16 protein-coding genes are annotated in these 21,696 nt (G+C 65.8%); 7 read left to right on the top strand and 9 right to left on the bottom strand.

Annotated features, from left to right (window positions below; genetic code table 11):
* Positions 1–690 precede the first annotated feature (690 nt).
* From CCS01_RS18370 to CCS01_RS18360, 3 genes are all read left to right on the top strand, one after another.
* Entirely contained in the window at positions 691–3,036 is a 2,346-nt protein-coding gene (locus tag CCS01_RS18370) for a hybrid sensor histidine kinase/response regulator (protein ID WP_158258478.1), read from the top strand.
* Between the two features lie 547 nt (positions 3,037–3,583).
* Complete coding sequence (locus tag CCS01_RS18365; protein WP_239992226.1) at positions 3,584–5,470, top strand: ribonucleoside-diphosphate reductase subunit alpha; 1,887 nt, start codon at positions 3,584–3,586, stop codon at positions 5,468–5,470.
* 910 nt (positions 5,471–6,380) lie between these two features.
* On the top strand, positions 6,381–7,028 hold the full coding sequence (locus tag CCS01_RS18360; protein WP_104520224.1) for a flavin reductase family protein: 648 nt from the start codon (positions 6,381–6,383) through the stop codon (positions 7,026–7,028).
* 139 nt (positions 7,029–7,167) lie between these two features.
* Here CCS01_RS18360 and CCS01_RS18355 read toward each other — a convergent pair whose 3' ends face one another.
* Complete coding sequence (locus tag CCS01_RS18355) at positions 7,168–7,503, bottom strand: type II toxin-antitoxin system Phd/YefM family antitoxin (RefSeq protein ID WP_204848344.1); 336 nt, start codon at positions 7,501–7,503, stop codon at positions 7,168–7,170.
* Positions 7,504–8,270: 767 nt separating this feature from the next.
* Positions 8,271–10,637 carry a xanthine dehydrogenase family protein molybdopterin-binding subunit gene (locus CCS01_RS18350; RefSeq protein ID WP_104520222.1) on the bottom strand — a complete coding sequence of 789 codons (2,367 nt, stop codon included), beginning with the start codon at positions 10,635–10,637 and terminating at the stop codon, positions 8,271–8,273.
* Between the two features lie 121 nt (positions 10,638–10,758).
* On the opposite strand from CCS01_RS18350, the gene CCS01_RS18345 reads away from it, so the two are divergent.
* The gene (locus CCS01_RS18345; RefSeq protein WP_104520221.1) at positions 10,759–10,995 is read left to right on the top strand and encodes an FmdB family zinc ribbon protein; all 237 of its coding nucleotides are present in this window, start codon (positions 10,759–10,761) and stop codon (positions 10,993–10,995) included.
* Positions 10,996–11,402: 407 nt separating this feature from the next.
* Here the strand turns inward: CCS01_RS18345 and CCS01_RS18340 are convergent, their stop codons facing one another.
* Both CCS01_RS18340 and CCS01_RS18335 read right to left on the bottom strand, forming a co-directional pair.
* The gene (locus CCS01_RS18340; protein WP_104520220.1) at positions 11,403–12,014 is read right to left on the bottom strand and encodes a 2-hydroxychromene-2-carboxylate isomerase; all 612 of its coding nucleotides are present in this window, start codon (positions 12,012–12,014) and stop codon (positions 11,403–11,405) included.
* Between the two features lie 19 nt (positions 12,015–12,033).
* Positions 12,034–12,759: a glutathione S-transferase N-terminal domain-containing protein gene (locus CCS01_RS18335; protein ID WP_104520219.1), complete on the bottom strand. Its 726-nt coding sequence runs from the start codon at positions 12,757–12,759 to the stop codon at positions 12,034–12,036.
* Between the two features lie 124 nt (positions 12,760–12,883).
* On the opposite strand from CCS01_RS18335, the gene CCS01_RS18330 reads away from it, so the two are divergent.
* On the top strand, positions 12,884–13,597 hold the full coding sequence (locus CCS01_RS18330; RefSeq protein WP_104520218.1) for a metallophosphoesterase family protein: 714 nt from the start codon (positions 12,884–12,886) through the stop codon (positions 13,595–13,597).
* A gap of 13 nt (positions 13,598–13,610) precedes the next feature.
* Here the strand turns inward: CCS01_RS18330 and CCS01_RS18325 are convergent, their stop codons facing one another.
* The 4 genes from CCS01_RS18325 to CCS01_RS18310 all read right to left on the bottom strand — a co-directional run bounded on the left by CCS01_RS18325 (position 13,611) and on the right by CCS01_RS18310 (position 16,457).
* Entirely contained in the window at positions 13,611–14,147 is a 537-nt protein-coding gene (locus CCS01_RS18325; protein WP_104520217.1) for a hypothetical protein, read from the bottom strand.
* 100 nt (positions 14,148–14,247) lie between these two features.
* Positions 14,248–14,994 carry a molybdopterin-dependent oxidoreductase gene (locus CCS01_RS18320; protein ID WP_204848343.1) on the bottom strand — a complete coding sequence of 249 codons (747 nt, stop codon included), beginning with the start codon at positions 14,992–14,994 and terminating at the stop codon, positions 14,248–14,250.
* Positions 14,991–15,839, bottom strand: coding sequence for a cytochrome b/b6 domain-containing protein (locus CCS01_RS18315; RefSeq protein WP_204848342.1), 849 nt, complete (start codon positions 15,837–15,839; stop codon positions 14,991–14,993). The genes CCS01_RS18320 and CCS01_RS18315 overlap by 4 nt, the downstream gene beginning before the upstream one ends.
* A 12-nt stretch (positions 15,840–15,851) precedes the next feature.
* Positions 15,852–16,457 (bottom strand): hypothetical protein, encoded by a 606-nt coding sequence (locus CCS01_RS18310; RefSeq protein ID WP_158258477.1) that lies wholly within the window; start codon positions 16,455–16,457, stop codon positions 15,852–15,854.
* A 418-nt stretch (positions 16,458–16,875) separates the two neighbouring features.
* Between CCS01_RS18310 and CCS01_RS18305 the strand changes: the two genes are divergently transcribed.
* Both CCS01_RS18305 and CCS01_RS18300 read left to right on the top strand, forming a co-directional pair.
* Positions 16,876–18,342, top strand: coding sequence for an amidohydrolase family protein (locus CCS01_RS18305; protein WP_158258476.1), 1,467 nt, complete (start codon positions 16,876–16,878; stop codon positions 18,340–18,342).
* Between the two features lie 392 nt (positions 18,343–18,734).
* Positions 18,735–20,012: an MFS transporter gene (locus CCS01_RS18300; protein ID WP_104520212.1), complete on the top strand. Its 1,278-nt coding sequence runs from the start codon at positions 18,735–18,737 to the stop codon at positions 20,010–20,012.
* A gap of 309 nt (positions 20,013–20,321) precedes the next feature.
* Here the strand turns inward: CCS01_RS18300 and CCS01_RS18295 are convergent, their stop codons facing one another.
* Positions 20,322–21,539 carry a methyl-accepting chemotaxis protein gene (locus CCS01_RS18295; protein ID WP_275112937.1) on the bottom strand — a complete coding sequence of 406 codons (1,218 nt, stop codon included), beginning with the start codon at positions 21,537–21,539 and terminating at the stop codon, positions 20,322–20,324.
* Between the last annotated feature and the right edge of the window lie 157 nt (positions 21,540–21,696).

The following is a 21,696-nucleotide window of genomic DNA, read 5'->3' as shown; positions in this document are numbered from 1 at the left end:
GCGCATATAGGCTCTTACTTGTTGCATCGGGAACTAATGCTCATTGTATGTTTTGGCTGAGCACCAAGTCGACAGCATTCTTCCGGGTGGTCACCAAACATCACCGATGGCTAAATTTCCGCTACGCCCGCGTCGCCGTCACGTCGATGCCCGCGGCTTTGGACAAAGCCTGAATTGGAGACGGTTCTGGCAAACAATGCCTTGCCAGGATCCATCCTGGTGACACAATTGCAATTGCCTGCCGCGTTCTCACGCTGGCAGGAACCGGCCGTACTGTTCATGAGCGGTGCGGTCGGCCGCCTCAACCCGAATGATAAAGTCGGGCTTGTCCTGGTCGTGCCGCCCGAACCCATGGGTTCATGCAGCGTCAGTACCCACCTGGGTTTGACGGGGCGGGAAACCTGTACGCGCCTGCCCCTGAACGTCCCGGGCGCACGCTCTGCGATACCGCTCCGGGACCCGGCCGGTCGTGTCCAAAAAATTCTCCGGCGCATCGCAATATCTGGCTTCTTACAGAAGATGTCGTATCTCATACAATAAAGCCGGCACAGGCATGCGCCGTTGCCCATTATTTCTTTAGGACTACAACGTAGTTGTAATTTAGATTGACCGCAAATTACGCTTGTGCCATCGAACCCGTTGGCGATCATGCCGCCTTTTCTTCGGTGCGGACAGGGAATTTCGCAGGTCATGCTGAAATCGTTGACCGATTGGCTACTGGATCCATCAGGGCTCACCCCGCACGGCTTCTGCCTGTCGTGGGAGCCTGGCCTGATCTGGACCCATGCCCTGGCCGACAGCGCCATCGGCCTCGCCTATTTCAGCATCCCGCTCGCGCTGATGTATTTCGCGCGCCGCCGCCCGGACCTGGCGCACCGCCCGGTCTTTTACCTGTTCTCGGCCTTCATCCTGCTGTGCGGCACCACCCATCTGTTCGCCGTGCTGACCCTGTGGGTTCCCGCCTATGGGCTGGAGGCCGCCGTCAAGGTGGCCACCGCCATCGTGTCGGTGGCCACCGCCGTGACCTTGTGGGTGCTGATGCCAAGGGCGCTGCTGCTGCCATCGCAGGCGCAGGTCCAGGCCAGCAACGCCGCGCTGCGCGACAGCGAGGCGCGCGCCCGGGAAAGCGAGGCCCGCGCCCGCGCCAAGTACGACAACACCCCGGTGCCGCTGCACGTGCTGGACGCCGGCGGCGTTATCGTTTCCGCCTCGCAGCGTTGGCTCGATCTGCTGGGTTACGACCGCGACGAGGTCCTGGGCAGCCTGATCAGCCGCTTCCAGGCGCCCGGCCAGGATCACGCGGCCGACGACCTGCGGCATGTGCTCGAGACCGGCGAGGCGCTGGACGTGCCGCGCCGCTATCTCCGGCGTGACGGCACCGTGCTCGACGTGCTCGCCTCCGGCCGGGTGGAGCGCGAGGATGGCACCCCGCGCATCCTCGGCGCCTTGGTCGACGTCACGGCGCGGGTGCGGGCCGAGGCGGCGTTGCGCGAAAGCGAGCAGCGCGCCCGCCTCGCCCTGGCCGCGGTCAACGCCAGCGGCACGTGGGACTGGGACACCATTGCCGACGTGCTCTACGCCGATGCCTCGTTCGCCCAGATCTTCGGCCTGGATCCGGCCTATGCCGAGGCCGGCGCCGCGCTGGCCGACGTCCTGGTCAATGTGCCGACCGATTCGCGGGCCCGGATACAGCAGGAGTATGACCACGCGATGCGGGCCGGCGGCGATCACTCCTTCGTCCATCCGGTGGTGCAGCCCAACGGCCTGGTGCGCTGGTTCCTGGCGCAATGCCACAGCACCCTGGCGCCGGACGGCACGCCGCAGCGCCTGCAGGGCGTGCTGATCGACATCACCGAGCAGCGCAACCTCGAGGAACAGCTCCGCCAGAGCCAGAAGATGGAGGCGGTCGGCCAGTTGACCGGCGGCCTGGCGCATGACTTCAATAACATGCTCCAGGGCATCGCCGGCAGCCTGGAACTGCTGAAGGCGCGGCTGGAGCAGGGGCAGCTGGCCAGCGCGGAACGCTACATCGTCGCGGCGCAGGGCGACGCCAGCCGCGCCGCCACCTTGACGCAGCGGCTGCTGGCGTTCTCGCGGCGGCAGGTGCTGGCGCCGGAGGCGATCGACGTCAACGAGCTGGTCACGTCGCTGGCGGAACTGATCCAGCGCACCGTCGGGCCGGGAATCAAGGTGGCGACGGCGCCGGCGGACGACCTGTGGATGACGATGTGCGATCCCAACCAGATGGAGAGCGCGCTGCTCAACCTGTGCATCAACGCGCGCGACGCCATGCCGGACGGCGGGCGGCTGACGATCGAGACCGCCAACGTCACGCTCGACCGCCGCGCCGCCGCCGACTGGGACGTGATGCCGGGCGAGTATGTGTCGGTGTCGGTGACCGACACCGGCACCGGCATGTCGCCGGAGGTGATGGCGCGGGCGTTCGATCCGTTCTTCACCACCAAGCCGCTGGGGATGGGCACCGGCCTCGGCCTGTCGATGATCTATGGCTTCGCGCAGCAATCCGGCGGGCAGGCGCGTATCTGGTCCGAACTCGGCGCCGGCACGACGGTGCGGATCTACCTGCCCCGGCAGAAGACGGAGGCCAGGCCGCGGCCCATGCCGGGCGCGGAACCGGCAAAGCCCGCGAAACCGACCGGCCGGACCGTTCTGGTCGTCGATGACGAGCCGACGGTGCGCATGCTGGTCACCGACGTGCTGGAGGAACTGGGCTATACGGTGATCGAGGCCGAGGACGGTGCCGGCGGGCTGAAGGTGCTGCAATCGGGCCAGCGGATCGACCTGCTGATCAGCGATATCGGCCTGCCGGGCGGCATGAACGGGCGGCAGATGACCGAGACGGCGCGGCTGACCCGGCCGGACCTGAAGGTGCTGTTCATCACCGGCTACGCGCCGAGCGCCGTGCTGGGCAGCGGCCGCCTGGAACCCGGCATGCAGGTCATCACCAAGCCGTTCACGCTGAACGCCCTGGCGGCGCGGATCAAGGCGCTGGTCAGCGAGGTCGAGGCCGCCTGACGCCGGGCGGTTGTTGCCGTCCCGTTGTGCCCGGTCCGTTGCCTCTCCGTCATGGCCGGGCACCAAATCCTTCTCCAGCCGTCGCCCTATCCTGATACGCATGGGGACACGCCCGCATTGGCGTTAAAATAGGGCTGGCTGTTGCCTCCTCGTCATGGCCCGGCTTGTCCGGGCCACCTATTCCAGCACTGTGCCGCGACAGGTGGCCCGGACAAGCCGGGCCATGACGGAANTCGCGGCACAGTGCTGGAATAGGTGGCCCGGCTTGTCCGGGCCACCTATTCCAGCACTGTGCCGCGACAGGTGGCCCGGACAAGCCGGGCCATGACGGAATGGCAAGCATCGTGCCGCCGCCACGCTATTTTAACGCCAATGGGGACACGCCAGGCCATGACGGAGAGGCAACGGCCGCGGCATCAAATCCCTACTGCTGGCAGCCAGCGTGTCCTTTGCATCACAAGCCTGCATATTGTGGATGCACTCCCCACCCTCTCCCATATATGGTTTGATACGAATCCAACCACGCCGGGAAAAGGGCAAGCCGCGAATGATGTTGCCAGGGGAGGCCACCGTGCTCGACGCCGTCCAGATGCCCGGTCGCCATCAGGTGCGACTCGATCGTTCCCGCGATGCGCTGCTGACGGATTTCGGGCGGGCGACGTTGAGCGATCGCTACCTGATGCCGGGCGAGGATTTCCAGGACCTGTTTGCCCGGGTGGCCTCGCAGTACGGCGACGACGCGGCGCACGCCCAGCGGCTGTACGACTACATGAGCAAGCTGTGGTTCATGCCATCGACGCCGATTCTCTCGAACGGCGGCACGAAACGTGGCCTGCCGATTTCCTGCTTCCTGAACGAGGCGTCGGACAGCCTGGAGGGAATCGTCGGCCTGTGGAACGAGAATGTCTGGCTGGCCTCGAAAGGCGGCGGCATCGGTTCCTACTGGGGCAATCTGCGCTCCATCGGCGAGAAAGTCGGCGCCGTCGGCAAGACCTCGGGCGTGATCCCGTTCATCCGCGTGATGGACAGCCTGACGCTGGCGATCAGCCAGGGCTCGCTGCGGCGCGGGTCCGCCGCGGTGTACCTGCCGGTCTGGCACCCCGAGATCGAGGAATTCGTCGAGATCCGCCGCCCCACCGGCGGCGACCCGAACCGCAAGGCGCTGAACCTGCACCACGGCATCCAGGTCCCCGATGCGTTCATGCGCGCGGTGGAGGCCGACGAGCCATGGCCGCTGCTGTCGCCGAAGGACCATTCGGTGGTGCGGTCGATCTCCGCGCGTTCCCTGTGGATCCGCATCCTGACGGCGCGGATCGAGACCGGGGAGCCGTACCTGGTGTTCTCCGACCACGTTAACAATGCGCGCCCGGAACATCACAAGCTGGCGGGGCTGGAGGTGAAGACCTCCAACCTGTGCAGCGAGATCACCCTGCCGACGGGCGAGGACCAGCACGGGCGGCAGCGCACCGCGGTGTGCTGCCTCGCCAGCCTGAACCTGGAGAACTGGGCGGAGTGGGAGACGCATCCGACGTTCATCGAGGACGCCATGCGGTTCCTCGACAACGTGCTGCAGGACTTCATCGACCGCGCGCCGGGGGGCATGGAGAAGGCGCGCTACGCGGCGATGCGGGAACGCTCGGTGGGGCTGGGCGTGATGGGATTCCACTCCTTCCTGCAGGCGATGAACGTGCCGTGGGAGAGCGTAGTGGCGAAGGTCTGGAACCGGAAGGTGTTCCGCCACATCCGCGCCCGGGCCGACGCGGCGTCGGTGAAGCTGGCGGCGGAGCGCGGAGCCTGTCCGGATGCCGCGGACTACGGGGTGCAGGAGCGGTTCTCGCACAAGCTGTCGATCGCGCCAACGGCGTCGATTTCGATCATCGCCGGGAACTCGTCGCCGGGGATCGAGCCGATTGCGGCCAACGTGTTCCTGCAGAAGACGCTGTCGGGCAGTTTTTCCGTGCGCAACCGGCACCTGCAGAAGCTGCTGGCGGCGAAGGGGCAGGACAACGAGGCGGTCTGGTCCTCGATCACCCGCACCAAGGGCAGCGTGCAGCACCTGGACTTCCTGAGCGAGCAGGAAAAGGCGGTGTTCAAGACGGCGTTCGAGCTGGACCAGCGCTGGGTGGTGGAGCACGCGGCGGACCGCGCGCCGTTCATCTGCCAGAGCCAGTCGGTAAACCTGTTCCTGCCGGCTAACGTGCACAAGCGGGACCTGCACCAGATCCACCTGATGGCCTGGAAGAAGGGGGTGAAGTCGCTGTACTACTGCCGCAGCCTGTCGATCGCGCGGGCGGACAACGTCAGCGAGAAGGCGGTGGCGCCGGCGGCGCTGGCCGAGGCGGCGGCGCCGGCGCGGGACAGCCAGGGTGCGCTGGCACTGGTGACGACGGCGGGGAATGCGACGAATTACGAGGAGTGCCTGGCCTGCCAGTAGTTTGCCAATTGCAGGAATTGTCGGGCTGATGCCGCGTTCAACCGTCGATGCGCTTTTCCCGTAACGTTTCTCGGCACCATGAACCACGTGCCGGCGCCGGAATACGTGTCGATAGTGTAGCATGTCACGCGGGACACAGGCCGACAAGGGTTACCGAGCAGAGCCGTACCGCCTCTGTACCGAATCTGCGATGCCTGGCCGTTCCACGCCGGGGCGAGGAGAGGTTCGCAGGTTGGGCTTGCGCAACCCAAGCCAGTCGATGACTGGCTGATACTTTGGCCTGCATTGTCTTGAACGCCAGGCACGGGCGCATGCCGATCGGCGCCGAGCCACCGTGACCGCGCGTCGCCATGAATTCTTCTCTGCGTACTCTGCGCTCCGCTCTGCGCGCTCTGCGTTTTAATAATGCGATTTCGCAACAAAGATCGGCGTTGCCGGCGCGGCACCCAACCCCAAACGCCGGCGGCGCCCCGGCCACCGCTTTTTGAAACGCAGAGTGCGCAGAGCGGAGCGCAGAGTCCGCAGAGCAGGAATTCGGTTGGCCTTCGGCCCTATTGCCTTGGCACTGATTGCCGTGCCCCTCATCAAAGCCACGGCGCCCGGGTGACAGCGACACAAACGAAGCGAAAAGCATCACCTTTTCCTATCACCGGGGAAAACCGGGCCATCGCCACATCAACGTCGCTCCTGACTCCGGATTGAAGATGGGGTCTGCTCGATAGTGCAGGCTCGAATCGATAGTACCCGCGGCAGGATCGACAGTGACCAGCCAGGTTCCCCGAACCGATGCCGATCGGCGGTCCGTCTGCCGCCCCGGGTCCAGCCTCCTCCGGGCCATCGGCCCAACCCCAGCCTGGACAGCCCCTCTGCCCTGCGTCACGCTCTCGCCCATACAGACCGAGGACACGCCATGCTGTTCGACTTCGCCGCCACCGCGAGCAAGGACATGTACAAACTCCTGGTCGCGACCATCGGCCCGCGGCCGATCGCCTGGGTGACGACGCAGGATACGGACGGGACGCTGAACGCGGCGCCGTTCTCGTTCTTCAACGCCGTCTCCGGCGATCCGCCTGTCGTCGCCATCGGCATCGGCGGCCGGGCGCCGGGCGACGTCAAGGACACCGGCGGCAACATCCGCCGCACCGGGCAGTTCGTCGTCAACCTGGTCAGCTACGACCTGGCCGAGCCGATGAACGTCACCGCCATCGAATTCCCCAAGGCGGTGAACGAACTGGAGGAAGCCGGGCTGACCACCGCGCCGTCGGTCCACGTCCGGCCGCCGCGCATCGCCGAGGCGCCGGTGTCGATGGAATGCGAACGGCTGGTGATCGTCGACGTCGGCATCGACCGGGCAGTGATCCTGGGTAAAGTGCTGGCGATCCACGTGCGCGACGACTGCGTGCTGGACAGGGAGCGCTGCTACGTCGACACCCCGAAGCTCGACCTCATCGGCCGCATGCACGGCGCCGGCTGGTACACGCGGGTGACCGACCGCTTCGAGATGCCGCGCATCAGCGTCGAGGAATGGGCGGCGCGGAAGGCCCAGGCGGCGGAGTAGCGGCGGCGGAGTAGCGGGGCGGCTCACCAGTCCCCCTGCCCGCCCGCGGGCACCACAATGGCAACGCTCCTGGTCATGATCCAGGGAGCCGACGGATCACCAGGATGGATGATCAAGGCGCAGGCGCCGGCCAGATGCGTCACATCCAGCCCTCGGCTTCCGGTTCCTCGCCGGTCATCGGCGTGAAGACCTTGGGATCATAGGCGAAGGCCCGCCAGGCCGGATGAGCGCGAAGCACCCCCGGTTCCCGGCCGATCGGCTTTTTCGCTAATGGCGTCAGCCGCGCGATCGGGACGCCGTAGCGCGTGATCACGACATCCTCGCCGTTTTCGACATCCGCCAGCAGTTGCGAGAGGGTCGTCTGTGCCGCGTGAACATTGACCAGCTTCATCGTGGGCTCACCTTCCTGGCGAAAGGTGGCTACAGCAGACCGCAGGTCGGTTGGGACGCTGAGGCCCCCTGTCCTCACCGTCATGGCCCGGCTCGTCCCTACGGGATGCACACATCCCGGAAACGAGTCGGAAATGACCGTAAAATCAAGTGCTTGCCTCACGGCCGAGAGCGTTCCCCCATCGTCATGGCCCGGCTTGTCCGGGCCACCTGTCGCGGCACACGTGCTGGAATAGGTGGCCCGGACGAGCCGGGCCATGACGAAAGGGAAACGCAGCGGCGGACCGTTTCCGAGATGCGTGCATCCCGTAGGGACAAGCCGGGCCATGACGATGAGGGAGCGCCGTCGCCCTGTCTCAATCGACCTGCGGTCTGCTGTAACACACTGGCGCTGTCAACTGCGGCATGTCACGCCAGTGTGTCTCCAGATTACACACATGATGCCGATCGGCCACAGCGGCGCGACAAATGACCATTTAGAACGAATCTTGCCCAAGGACGGGCAACGTTAAGACACAATTCATTTCCATTCTGCTTACCGAAAGCGGTTAACGTGCTTTCGCGCTTCACGGGGAGTGGTGACAGACAATGTGCACGACGACAGACAGCACACTGACATTGGCCCAATTGCTCAGGGACCCACTGGTCCGCCTGGTCATGCAGAGTGACAACGTATCTGAAGAGGACCATTCCGCCTTGATGATCCGCGTGCAGGAATGCCTGTTGGCGCGTGCACCGTTTACACCGCCCCCTTTACAAACCTCCCTCTGATTGACTTGCCCGGCTGTCAAGTCGAGCACAAGAACAGGCGCGCGCGGACCCGTCCGCGCGCCCTTTCTGTTTCAGACTGTATCAGCCGGCGGCCTGGATCGCCTCCCACACCCGCAACGGTGTCGCCGGCATATCGATATGCCTGATCCCATATCCCGATAGCGCGTCCACCAGCGCGTTCATCACCGACGGCAGCGAGCCGGCGCATCCCGCCTCGCCACAGCCCTTCGACCCGAGCACATTGGTCTTCGCCGGCACCGGATGGGAGGTGAAGGTGAAGAACGGCGCATCGTTCGCCCGCGGCAGGGCGTAGTCCATATAGGACCCGGTCAGAGGCTGGCCGTTGTCGTCATACACCACGTGCTCCAGGAAGCACTGGCCGATACCCTGGACGATGCCGCCGTGCGCCTGGCCCTCGACCAGCAGGGGGTTCACCACCACGCCGAAGTCGTTGACCATGCCATAACGCACCACCTCGGCCACGCCGGTTTCGGGATCGACCTCGACCTCGGCGACGTGGCAGCCGTTCGGGTAGGCGAAGGGCGGGCTGTTCGCCACGTGCGAGACCGACAGCGTCGGCGGCACGCCGTCGGGCAGCGTCACCCGTCCTTCCCGCAACCGCTTGGCCAGGTCCATCAGGCCGATGGTGCGGTCGGTGCCGGCGATGCGGAACTGGCCGCCACCATGCACGACCTCGAACTCGATATCGGCCTCCGCCGCCTCCAGCACATGCGCGGCGATCCGGCGGCCGTTTTCCCGTACCAGATCGGCCGCCTCGACGATCGCGGTACCGCTGGCCATCAGCGACTTCGACCCGCCGGTGCCGCCGCCGGCCAGCAACTGGTCCGAGTCGCCCTGCAGCAGGGCGATCTTCTCGAACGGGATGCCAAGCCGCGCCGCCAGCACCTGGGCGAACGGCGAGGCGTGGCCCTGTCCGTAATCCAGCGTGCCGGTGACGATGGTCACGGTGCCGTCGTCCTCGAAGCGGATGCCGCCCATTTCGGGCGCCGGCGGGCCGGTGACCTCCAGGTACTGGCCGATGCCGATGCCGCGCAGCCGACCGCGCTCGGCACTGGCCTGCTTCCGTGCCGGGAAGCGGTCCCAGTCGGCCAGCGCCAGCGCCTTGTCCAGGATGGTGGGGAAGTCGCCGCTGTCGTAGGTGGTGCCGGCCGGAGTCGTGTACGGCAGGGCCTCGGGCTGGATGTGGTTGCGGCGGCGGATCTCCGCCCGGTCGATCCCCATCTCGCGCGCGGCGGTGTCCAGCAGCCGCTCTATATAATAGTTTACTTCGGGCCGGCCGGCACCGCGATAGGGGCCGACGGGGCTAGTGTTGGTGAAGACGGCCCTGGCCGAGACCTCCTGCAGCGGGGTCGCATAGACGCCGATGCTGTTACGCACGATGTTGCCGGTGGGCTGCAGCACGGTGCCGTTCGACAGGTATGCGCCGATGTTGCCATAGCCGGTGATGCGCAGCGCCAGGATGCGGCCGTCCGCGTCCAGCGCCAGTTCCTGCTCCATATCGTGGTCACGGCCGTGGCTGTCGCTGAGGAAGCTTTCGCCGCGCTCGTCGGTCCATTTCACCGGGCGGCCGAGCAATTTCGCGGCATACAGGATCGCGGGATACTCCGGATAGCACGAGGCCTTCATCCCGAACGAGCCGCCGACATTGCCGGTCAGCACGCGGATCTTCTCCACCGGCGCCTGCAGCGGCCCGGTCAGCAGCTGGCGCATGCCGAACACGCCCTGGCAGCCGAGACGCAGCGTCCAGCGCTCGCCCTCCGGGTCGTACTCGCCGATGGCCGAGCGCGGCTCCATCGGGCAGACGACGACGCGGCTGTTGCGGATCTTCAGCCGAGTGACATGCGCCGCACTGGCGAAGGCGGCGGCGACCGCTTCGGTGTCGCCGTGGTGGAAATCGAGGATCACGTTGCCCGGCGTCGCGTCATAGAGCTGCGGCGCCCCGGGCGCGACGGCGGCGGCGGCCTCGGTGACCGCCGGCAGCGAATCGATGCCGGCAATCACCGCTTCGGCGCCGTCCTTCGCCTGTTTCGCGGTCTCCGCCACCACCACGGCGACCGGATCGCCGACGAAGCGGACCTTGTCGGTGGCCAGCACCATCTGGATCGGCTTTGGCATGGCGGATCCATCACGGTTCTTGAACGACATCCCGGCGGGCATGGCGCCGAGGCCGCCGTCGATCAAATCCTGTCCGGTCAGCACGGCCAGCACACCGGGCAGCGCCTTCGCCGCCGTCGTGTCGATCGCGCGGATGATCCCGTGCGCGATGGTGGAGCGGACCATGACGGCATGGGCCTGACCCGGCAGGTTCAGGTCATCGGTGTAGCGCCCCTGGCCACGCAGCAGGGTCGGGTCTTCCTTGCGCGGCACCGGCTGCCCGACGGCGTATTTCTCCTGGGCGAACTGGGTCAGGTCGACTTGTCCGTTCATGCAGGCATCCTTCGCGTCATGTTGCTTTGCAACATGGTTCCAGGCTGCGGCATCGACAACCGCCGCTGGCCGTGAAAAGCCGGAAATGCCACACTGCGGACCAACAGGAAGGAGAGCGCCGATGCCGACATACGAGTACGAATGTGCCGATTGCGGACCGTTCACCGAGATCCGGCCGATGGCCGAATACGACCTGCCGCAACCCTGCCCCGACTGCGGCCAGCCGGCGCCAAGGCTGCTGACGGTGGCGGCCATCGGCGGCGGCGCGCGCGAGGATGCCGGGGTGGCGCCGGCGATGGCGCATGGCGGCAGTTGCGCCTGCTGCCGGCCGCGGCGGCTGTCGGCCGAGGCAGTGTAGCACTGCATATTTTCCCGCCCGCGTGCCGCGGATGCCATGCGGGCGGATGGTTGTTCCTGATACTTGTTCAGCACCATGGTCGCCGCCGATGCGGCCGGGGCCGGTCATGGTGGCACCGCCGCGCGACGATCGCCACCAACCTTTTGCGACCGTAGGCCGCAACAAATTCTTCTCTGCGCGCTCTGCGCTCCGCTCGGCGAACTCTGCGTCGAAAAATGCGGTGCCGCAACAAAGGATGGCGTTGCCGGTGAGTCGTCCAACCCGAAACGCCGGCGGTGCCCCAACCACCGCGATTCAACGCAGAGTTCGCCGAGCGGAGCGCAGAGCGCGCAGAGAAGGGATTCGACCTGCGGTCGCAAGCCGCCACAGCATGGCCCGGGCAGCCATCCTTGCCCGGGCCATGCTGTTCAGCCGCGCCGGCGCAGCACCGCGTCGCGGATCAGCGGCATGCGGTCGTTGCCGAAATACATGTCGTCGCCCCCGACGAAGATGGTGGGGGAGCCGAACCCGCCGCGGTCGATCAATTCCTGCGTGCTGGCGCGCAGGGTGTCCTTCACCGCCTGCTGCTCGATCGCCCCCAGCAGCCGCGCGGCATCGATGCCTAGGCGGCCGCAGATCTCCGTCAGGACGGCGAGTTGCGAGATGTCCTTGTCGTCGGTCCAGTAGGCCTTGAATGTTTCGCGCGCGAACGGGACGAGATGTCCCTCCGGCTCCAGCACGATGCAGGCGCGCATGGCCTTCACGCTGTTCACCGGGAAGACCGAGGGCCGGTAGTGGATGTCCAGGCCAAGGTAGCGCGCCCAGTCCTGCTGGTCCTTCTTGTTGTAGGCGGCCTTGGCCGGTACGGGCTTGTCGCGCGAGTCATAGACGCTCGGGTTGACGGCGTTGAACACGCCGCCGACGAGGAACGGCCGCCACTGGATGGTGACGCCGATTTCCTGCTGCATGCGCAACAGCGATTCGAAGGCGAAGTAGGTCCAGGGGCTGGAGCAGTCGAAGAAGCATTCCAGTTCGGGCATGAGACGATCCTGCATCGGGTCAATGGACGGGTACCGGACGGGCACGCTGGTTGTAGAGGATCTTCGCGCGGCGCTCCTGTTCCTCGGGCGGCAGTTTCGATACGTCCTCGGACAGGTCAGCCCCGGCGGCCATGCCGCGCTGCACCGCCGGGCGGGCGGCGAGTTCGTCCTGCCAGCGCTTGAAATACGGGAATTCCGCGATGTCCTGGCCCTGTCCCTGCCAGTTCACCGTCCACGGGTAGCAGATCATGTCGGCAATGGTATAATCTTCGCCGGCCAGGTAGCGGCTTTCGTGCAGCCGGTTGTTCAGCACGCCGTACAGCCGGTTGACCTCGTCGGTGAAGCGGCGCACGGCATAGGACTGATCGCCCTGCCGATCGCCGAGGCGGCGGAAATGCCCGCATTCGCCTGATTTCGGACCCTGGTTCGCCATCTGCCAGATCACCCATTCGGTCACGGCGTATTTTCCCCGCAGGTCCTGCGGATAGAACCGGCCGACTTTCTCGGCGAGGTACATCATGATCGCGCCGGACTCGAACACCACCACCGGCTCGCCGCCGCCGGCGGGCGCGGCATCGACCATCACCGGCATGCGGTGGTTCGGATTCATCCTGAGGAACTCAGCGGAAAACTGATCGCCGCGACCGATGTTGACCGGAACGATCCGGTACGGAATCCCCGCTTCCTCCAGCAGGATCGTCACCTTCTTGCCGTTCGGCGTCGGCCAGTAATGCAGGTCGATCATGGCGAGTCCTCCTTCCGGTTGATGGTTCGCGGGAAGGTTAGCGCAGCCATCCGGGGCGGCCAATGTTGACGGGCGCCGGGCGCGCCGGTCTCATGGCGCGGCAACCTGGAACGGATGGAACGACTTGGCTTCAGACATCGTGCTTGTGCACAGCTCCGACCTGCATGTCGACGACGACCCGCACCAGGGCCCGTATGGCCAGGACGGCACGACCGGGCTGCGCGTGGTGCTGGCCGCGGCCAGGGCGCACCGCGCCGACTACGTGCTGCTCGTCGGCGACATCTTCGACAACAACCGCCAGTCGGCTGCCATCGTCGCGCAGTGCGCCGCGCTGCTGGCGAAGGCCGGCCGGCCGGTGATCGTTCTGCCGGGGAATCATGATCCGCTGACCCCGGACTCCGTCTGGCGCCGCGGCGGGCTGGACCGCCTGCCGCATGTCCACATCCTCGGCCTGACGCACGCGCAGACGGTGCATTTCCCCGGCCACGACCTGGAGATCTGGGGCCATGCGCATGTTGACTACAACGACATGGCGCCGCTGCGGGAGCCCAGGCTGCGCTCGGCGCGCTGGCACGTGACGCTGGCGCATGGTCATTACGAGGATGACGGCGTGGTGCCGCTGCGGCCGTCCTGGCTGATCAGCAATGCCGAGATCGAGGCGACCCGGGCCGACTACCTGGCGCTCGGCCACTGGAACCGGGCCGCGCAGGTCGGCGCCAGGGTGACGGTGCCGGCCTGGTATTCCGGCTCGCCCGACCTGGCGAAGACGGTGAACGTGGTGCGGTTGCGCAACGACGGTGGCGTGGCTGTCACGCGCGCCGGGATCACCTGGGACTGAGCGCCCCGTTGTTTCAGTGGCAGGACGGCAACACCGGCCCGACGCCCCAGGTGCCGCGCGAGGCATTCGCCGGGCAGTCCAGCGTGATGCGGATGGCCACCCCCTGCGGTCGCGGCGCTCCCGCCGGCCGGGCGGGCAGCGAACCGTCCGGCACCAGCGTCAGGGCGAGGCCGTTGTCCTCGAAATACTGGTAAACGTTCTGCACCCGGGCCTGACGCTGGTAAACTGGCAGCGTCGAGGTGTCGGCGACGGCGACGCGGATCAGGCTCGGGTCCAGCAGGCCCTGAATGACGCTGGCCCGCACGTCCCGACGCCGATCGGCGCGGGCGTCCACGGTGTTGGCGAAGTCGGCGTTGCCCAGCAGCGTGACCAGGGCGCCGTTGGACAGCGGCTGGACCGTCGCGGCGCCGGACGCGATGTCGGGGGCCATCGTCGCCTGCAGACGGTCGTTCAGCAGGCGGGTCGTGCGCCGCAGGCCGTGGTCGAAGCTGCACGCACCAAGCAGGAACGGGATCAGCAGAAGTGCAAAGGGTCCGCTACGGGTCGGCATGGTCCGGGTGGAACTCCTGAGACGAGTGGCGCCGGCGGCAAGCTATCCTGTTTGGTGCGGGTTTGTAAACGTATGGGCAGGATATCCTGCGATGCGGCCGCTAGATGCCGGCATACCAGGCATAGCCAAGATCTTCCCAGTAGCCCCCCTTGCCGCCGCCAATGTGGCGGAAGCTGCTGACGGCCTCGATCCGCATGATGTACTTGGCCATCTTGTAGCCAAGCTGGCGCTCCACCCGCAGCCGCAACGGGGCGCCATGACGCACGGACAGCGGCTGGTCGTTCATGTCGTAGGCAAGGATCGTCTGCGGGTGGAAGGCATCCTCGAGCCCGATACTCTCGTAATATTTCTCCGACGAAAGCGACTCGTCCAGCCGATCGGCGCAGTGGAACACGATGTAGGTGGCGCCTTGCCGCAGGACGGCTTGTTGCAGCAGGGTGCCGAGCGGCACGCCTTTCCACTTGCCGATGCAGCTCCAGCCCTCGACACAGTCGTGCCGGGTGATCTGCGTCCGGGACGGCATTGCCCGCAGATCGTCCAGCGACAGCTTCGCCGGGTGCTCCACCAGGCCGCCGATGTCCAGCCGCCAGTCCTTGAAGTGGTTGGACGCCAGGTCCTGGTAGTCATCGTCGTCCGGATCGACGGTGCCGTTGCCCTTGAACGCGGGGGAGATGTCGGCGGCCGGATATTCCGGCGCCAGCGAGGCCGGGCCGGTGACCAGGCGCTGAACGGTCCGCGTGATGTCCTCGGTGTGCGCGAGCGTCGTGCGTACCTGTGGGTCCTGCACGACCTTGTCGCAGCCGGACAGCAGTCCCGCGCCGGCGAGCAGCAACTGCCGTCGTTTCATTCCCGTTCTCCGTTCGTTTTGATCACGTAGCGGCCTGTGATCATCGACCGCAGGTTGTTCCATGGGCCGGACAGGATCACCATCGCCACGTGGACAAGGGCAAAGGCGACGAGCAGCCAGGCCACGATGAAATGCACCGTCCGCGCCGACTGCCGACCGCCGAACAGGGTCAGCAGCCAGGGGAAACCGGCATCCAGCCGCGGCGACATCGCAAAGCCCGCGAGAACGATCGTCGGGATCAGCACGAAAATCACGACCAGGTAGGACAGCCGCTGCAGCACGTTGTAGCGGCGCGCCGCCTCCCCCCTGGGGAAGCGCAGCCGGGCATGTTCGACGACCGAGGCCGGCAAATGGCGCAGGTCGCCTCGGCTTGGCACCAGGTCGCGCCAGACATGCCGGCTCAGCAGGCTGTACACGAGGTAGAACAGTCCGTTGAGCACGAACAGCCAGGCGAAGAAGAAATGCCAGTGCCGCCCGTCCGCCAGCGAGTAATAGCGCGGAATGGTCATCCAGGGCGGGAAGGCGCGATCCAGGGGCTGCCCGTCGGCCGCCTTGGTCAGGCCCAGCACGCCGGTGGTGTTGATCCGGTGGCCGAACAACAGCATCTGCCCCTGGAAATGCCCGTCGGGCGCGCGAACCGTGCCGATGCTGAAGGCGGGATGGTCGAAGTCGGAGATGTTGCCCCAGTACAGCGCGGGATGCGCGTTGAAGATCATCAGTCCGCTCATCAGCAGCATCGTCATGCAAATCACGCTGACCCAGTGCGTGATCCGCACGACGACGCCGTGCCGATAGGTGGTGACGCGCGTTTCTGCCGCGGTGTCCGCGGCAGAAGGTTGGACCATCGACATGCCGACCTACATCGGCGGCGTGACGCCGGGCGCGCCGACGACGATGGCGGCGGCGGATTTGTTCGCTTCGTTCTTGCTCATGACCACGAAGACGTGACGGCCGTCGGCGAGGTCCGACCGGCTGCCCTTGTCGAACGTCACCACCGTTACGTCGCTCGGCACGCTGATCGTCTGCTCGCCGCCCTTGTAGTCCAGCTTCAGCACGTCGCCGCCGGCGACGGACTCAACCTTGGCGATGTTGGCGTTGGTCATCATGTTGGCCTGCTGGTCACGGTCCCATGGATAGTGGCCCTCGCCGAGGCCGCGCAGCGAGTCGGCGAAGACGTGGATCTCCTCGGCGACCTGCTTGCCGTCGCGGTCAACCGAGGTGATGCCGACGAACTTGCCTGGCTTCACGTCGCTGAGGCTGCCCTTTTCAACGACATAGTAGCCGGTCTTGTCGGTGGTCGGCACGGTGACGGACTTGCCGTTGCGGGTTTCGACGGTGACGTCGTGGCCCTCGGCGGACTTGACCGTGCCGCGGATGTGCTGGCTCTGGGCATAGGCTGATCCGTACGCGAGGCAGCCGAGCACGGCAAACACGGGCAGCAGGACCCGTGACGGACGCTTCATGGACATGTTTCTTCCCCTTTTGGATGCCGCCGTGTTCACGGTCCGGCGGACATGGTTTGCGCCTGATACTTATCCCATGCCTGCCGATGTGTAGAGGACAATCTGCGGGCACACGAATCGCGATTGGTTTTGCCCGCCCGGCTGCTGGCGTGCCGGCATGATTCCGCGCCAATGCCCTTACCTTCATCGGATCGGCGCGCCGCAGTATCGCCGAAGTATTCAGTGCAACGCGTGCTCTGGCGCATCCTGGCACGTCGCCGGCTGCTTCCCGGACATCGGACCTCGCTTGCAAGTCCGGCATCTCGTTGCGGCCATAACAATCTACCGGCGCCGGAATTTGACTCTCCCCACGGATGGTGCTGCGCTCGATGGAAAATCAGCAGGACGTCAATGTCACTGTTCAACGCGGAGGGAGGAAATGACCGGACACGCGCATCAGACACCCGCACAGATCCGTGCGAGCCTCGGGCATCCGGTAATCGACGGCGATGGCCACTGGGTTGAATACGACCCCGTCTTCGCCGAGCAGATGCGGAAGGTTGGTGGAGACCGGGCCGCGGACGGCTTCCTGGCTGCGATGAATGTGACCAAGGCCGGGCTCGACATGTCGGTGGCCGAGCGCAAGCGTCGCCGCGTCGCCATGCCGGGGTTCTGGACCCGGCAGACCGGCAACACCCTGGATCGCGCGACAGCGATGATGCCGCGGCTGTTCTACGACCGGATGGAGGAGTTCGGGACGGATTTCGCCGTCATCTATCCGACCGCCGGGCTGCGGCTGCCCAGGATCAAGGACGACGAGACGCGGCGGGCGGTGATCCACGCGTACAACATCGTGTCCGCCGGATACTTCGAGAAACTCTCGGACCGCATGACGCCGGCCGCAATTATTCCGATGCATCATCCGGAAGAGGCGATCGCCGAACTTGAATTCGTGACCAGAGAACTTGGTTCCAAGGCGGCGATGTTCGGCAGCGCCTTCCCGCGGCAGGTTGAGTCCGTCAAGCCCGATCCGGAAGCCGATCGGTTTGCCGTCTGGTATGAGGTCTTTGGCATCGACAGTCCGTACGATTATGATCCGGTCTGGTCCAGGTGCCGCGACCTGAAGATCGCGCCGACGTTCCACAGCACCGGCAGCAACCAGGCACTGCGCAATTCGCCGACCAATTTCGTTTACAACCATATTGGCCACTTCGCCGATGCCGGCCATGCCGCCTGCAAGGGCATCTTCCTTGGCGGCGTCACCCGTCGTTTCCCCGAGTTGCGCTGGGCCTTCCTGGAAGGTGGCGTGGGCTGGGCGGCACAGCTTTTTGGCGACCTGATCGAGCACTGGGAGCGTCGCAACATCCGCGCCCTGGAGAACATGAAGCCAGAAAAGCTCGACAAAATGAAACTGCTAAGCCTGGTGGAGAAATACGGCTACGGCGACATGCTTGCGGCCCTGAAGGCACGCAACGGGACGCCGGATCCCGAGATGCACAATACCGGCGGTCTTGAGGACCTGGATGATTTCTCCAGATGCAAGATCACCCGCAAGCAGGACTGGGTGGATCTGTTTGCAACGCCGTTCTACTTCGGCTGCGAGGCCGACGACCGCATGAACTCGATCGCATTTGGCAAGGTCAATCCGTTCGGCGCCAAACTGAATGCGATCTACAGCTCGGACGTCGGGCACTTCGACGTCATCGACATGCGGGACCCGCTGCCCGAGGCGTATGAACTCGTCGAGGACGGCTTCATCACGCAGAACGACTTCCACGATTTCGTCTTCGGCAACTCGGTGCGGCTGTGGGGGACGCAGAACCCGAACTTCTTCGACGGGACCCGCATCGCGAAGGAAGCGAAGGCGCTGCTGGGGCAGGCCGCGGTGCGGACGGCGGCGGAATAGAGCGACTGTCCATGACGGCGGGGCGCGGCCGCGCACCTCGCCGTCAAGGCAGCAAAAAAGGCTGGCGGTAAAGCGGCCTTTCGTCTATCAGCGATTCTCGTACGAATAGTCTGTGCCATCGGACATGCTGCGCCGCCATCCCGAGGCGCGGGCCAGAGTACAGCTGCCGCAATAGATCCCGGACAAATTGGATTTCTGGTCTTTTCCGCTCATCAGGTGGCTGGAAGGGCAAGGAAGTTGCGACCCCCGCCGGTTCAGGGCTCTTCTTGAGCGCGAACCAGGTATCATTGTCCCGATCGATAGCCTGACGCCATTTCCCGATTCAGGACGTGCCGGAATGCTCGCCTAGAAACCATACCATCAAGGGCCACCCACGCGGGAGGAACAAGCCAATGACGACGGTTGCCGGAAGAATGAAGCCCGTCCCATGGTGGCAGGAACCGACCAAAGAACAGTGGCTGGCCTGGACGGCCGCGTGGCTGGGCTGGACCCTGGACGCGTTCGACTTCACGATCTTCCTGCTGATCATGTTGCCGATCTCGCAGGAGTTTCATGTCCCGCTGACGGCGGTGACCGCGGTCTTTACCTTGACCTTGTGGATGCGCCTGGTGGGCGCCACCGCCTCCGGCTGGCTGGCCGACCGGATCGGGCGCAAGAAGCCGCTGATGATTTCAATTGCATGGTTTTCCGCCTGCAATTTCTTCGCCGGACTTTCGCCTGCCTTCTGGTTCCTGTTCCTGTTCCGCACCCTGCTGGGGATCGGCATGGGAGCGGAATGGCCGTGCGGCGCGTCGCTGGCAATGGAAAGCTGGCCGGTCCGCTCGCGCGGCTTCATGGCCGGGGTCCTGCAGGCTTCCTGGGGCCTCGGCGCCGTGCTGTCGAGCGCGGCCTACGGCCTGCTGTACGACTGGATCGGTTGGCGCGGCCTGTTGATGATCGGCGTCCTGCCGGCCTTCGCGATCCTGTTTGTGCGCCGCTATGTGCAGGAATCGCCCGTCTGGATCGAGAACCGAAGGCTGCAGCGTACTTTGCAGCGCGAGGTTCGTGTGCCCCTGGTCCGCATCTTCAGACGCGGCCAGCTCTTCAACACCCTGACGGCCTGCTGGTGGATGGCGAGCGCCTTCATCGTCGGCTATTCCATCGGCGGCATGTTCCCGACATACCTGCAAAAGGAGATGCACTTCAGCCCGGCCCTGGTGGCGTTGCCGGTCATGCTGCAGAGCCTGATGTTCTTCCTGACGGGTTCGCTGTGGGGCGGACTGGCGGATCGTATCGGCCGCCGCTGGGCCATCATCATTCCCGCGCTGCTGACGATCCCGATCACGCCACTGTATCTGTTCACCGGCGACTATGCGTTGATCGTTACGTTTTTCACGTTGCAGGGCGCATTTGGCGGTGGCGGCATGCACGTGCTGTATCCGGCGTATCTGTCTGAACGGTTCCCCACCGAGGTGCGTGCCACCGCAACAGGCTTCACCTATCACCAGGGTGCGATCTTTGGCGGCCTTGTTGCGCCCATCATCACCTATTTTGCGATCAACTGGCACATCGGGTTCGCCATTCCGATGCTGATCGGCACGATCCTGGGGGCCGTCAGCACCGCCGCGGCGGTCCTCCTCGGCCCGGAGACCAGGGGCACGGTGTTCAGCGCCGAACTGGCCACTGACTGAGACGCAGGCGCCAGTGGCCGGGACGTTCCGGGGTACGGATGATGCCGTTCTGCGGCCGCGCCGGCTCGCCCCACGGGTCGCCCGGCAGGCCCGTGTGCTGGAGCCAGATGCCGTTGGCGATCGCGGCCATGACACGCACCGCCGGTTCCCGAACCAGGTGCGATGCCTGAGCCCCAGGTGCCGGCGGCGGTCTTGCGCAGCTCGGTCAGGCCGCCGCGCATCGGACCGGGCTGCCGGATCGGCGCGCACGGATTCGCCAGGAAGCGCGACTATTCCGGTATCGCGTTATCGGCTGCCGGATGCCACGGCTCAGGCGGCCTTGACGATGGCCAGGAACTGGCTGGCCTGGTTGCGCAGCCGCTCGCCTGAACCGGACAGTTCGTGGGCCGTGGCAAGCACCTGCTGCAAGGCCGCACCCGTCTCGGTGGCGGCCTGCGTCACGCCGGCGACGTTGCTGGCAACCTCGGCCGTGCCGGTGGCGGCCTGATGGACGTTGCGCGCGATCTCCTGCGTGGCGGCATGCTGCTGTTCGACCGCGGAGGCGATGGTGGTGGCGATCTCATTGAGCTGCGTGATCGTGGCGCCGATGGACTGGATGGCGGTGACGGTCTCGCTGGTGGCGTTCTGCATGGCGGCGATCTGGGCGCTGATCTCCTCGGTTGCCCTGGCCGTCTGGGCCGCGAGGCTCTTGACTTCGGAGGCGACCACCGCGAAGCCCTTGCCGGCCTCGCCGGCGCGCGCGGCCTCGATGGTGGCGTTGAGCGCGAGCAGGTTGGTCTGGCTGGCGATGCCGCTGATCAGGTTGGTTACGCCGCCGATCTTGTGGGCCGCGTCGGCCAGGCTTTTCACCAGGGCGTCGGCGCGGGTTGACTCACTGGCCGCCTTGGCGGCGATGGCGGAGGAGGACGCCATCTGCCGGCTGATCTCGGCGATGGAACCGGACAGTTCCTCGGCCGTGCTGGCCACCGATTGCACGCTGGCCGAAGCCTGGCCGGACGCCGCGGCGGCGGCGGTTGCCTGATGCGCGGACCCGTCGGCGGTGGTGGCCATCGCCCTGGCTGTCGTTTCCATCCCGGAGGCGGCGGATGCCACGGAATCGACGATGGCGCCGATGTCCGATTCGAACCGGGCGGCGAGGCCCGTCATGGCCCGGGCTTTCTCCTCCCGCGCCGCCACCAGGGCCGCTATGTCCTGCCAGTAGCTTATGATGCAGGGTTGGCCGGCGATTTCGGCGGGAACCAGGCTGACCTGCACGGGGAACGTGCTGCCGTCGGCCCGGCGGTGCATCCATTCGAAGCGGGCGAACCCGTCCTTGATGGCGCTTGCGATCTTCTCCCGCCCAAGGTCAGCCGATCGGCGGCCGTTGGGCTGGATTTCCGGCGACAGATCGACCGGATGGCGGGACAGGACCTCGGCCTTTTCCTTGCAACCGAGCATCCGGATCGCGCCCTCGTTGCAGGCGATGATCTCCTTTTCGGTCAGCACCAGAATGCCATCCACATTCTTCTCGAACGTGACACGCCCTATGGCGTCTTCCCACGCGGTGTTCTTCTTTGTGGTTCCTCGCTGTTTCAGGTGGGTAGGGCGAGTTCGAGCTTACCCGCGATGAGGTAGATCATCGCCTTCAGGTTGCGGGAGGAGCGGTAGCCCCGGGCCTTGGCTTTGGCCGCCTGGACGAGGCTGT

The organism is Rhodopila globiformis (assembly GCF_002937115.1).
GTDB classification, from domain to species: Bacteria; Pseudomonadota; Alphaproteobacteria; order Acetobacterales; family Acetobacteraceae; genus Rhodopila; species Rhodopila globiformis.
Note: the sequence above shows the minus strand (reverse complement) of the source record. Positions and strands in the feature narration are given on the sequence as shown.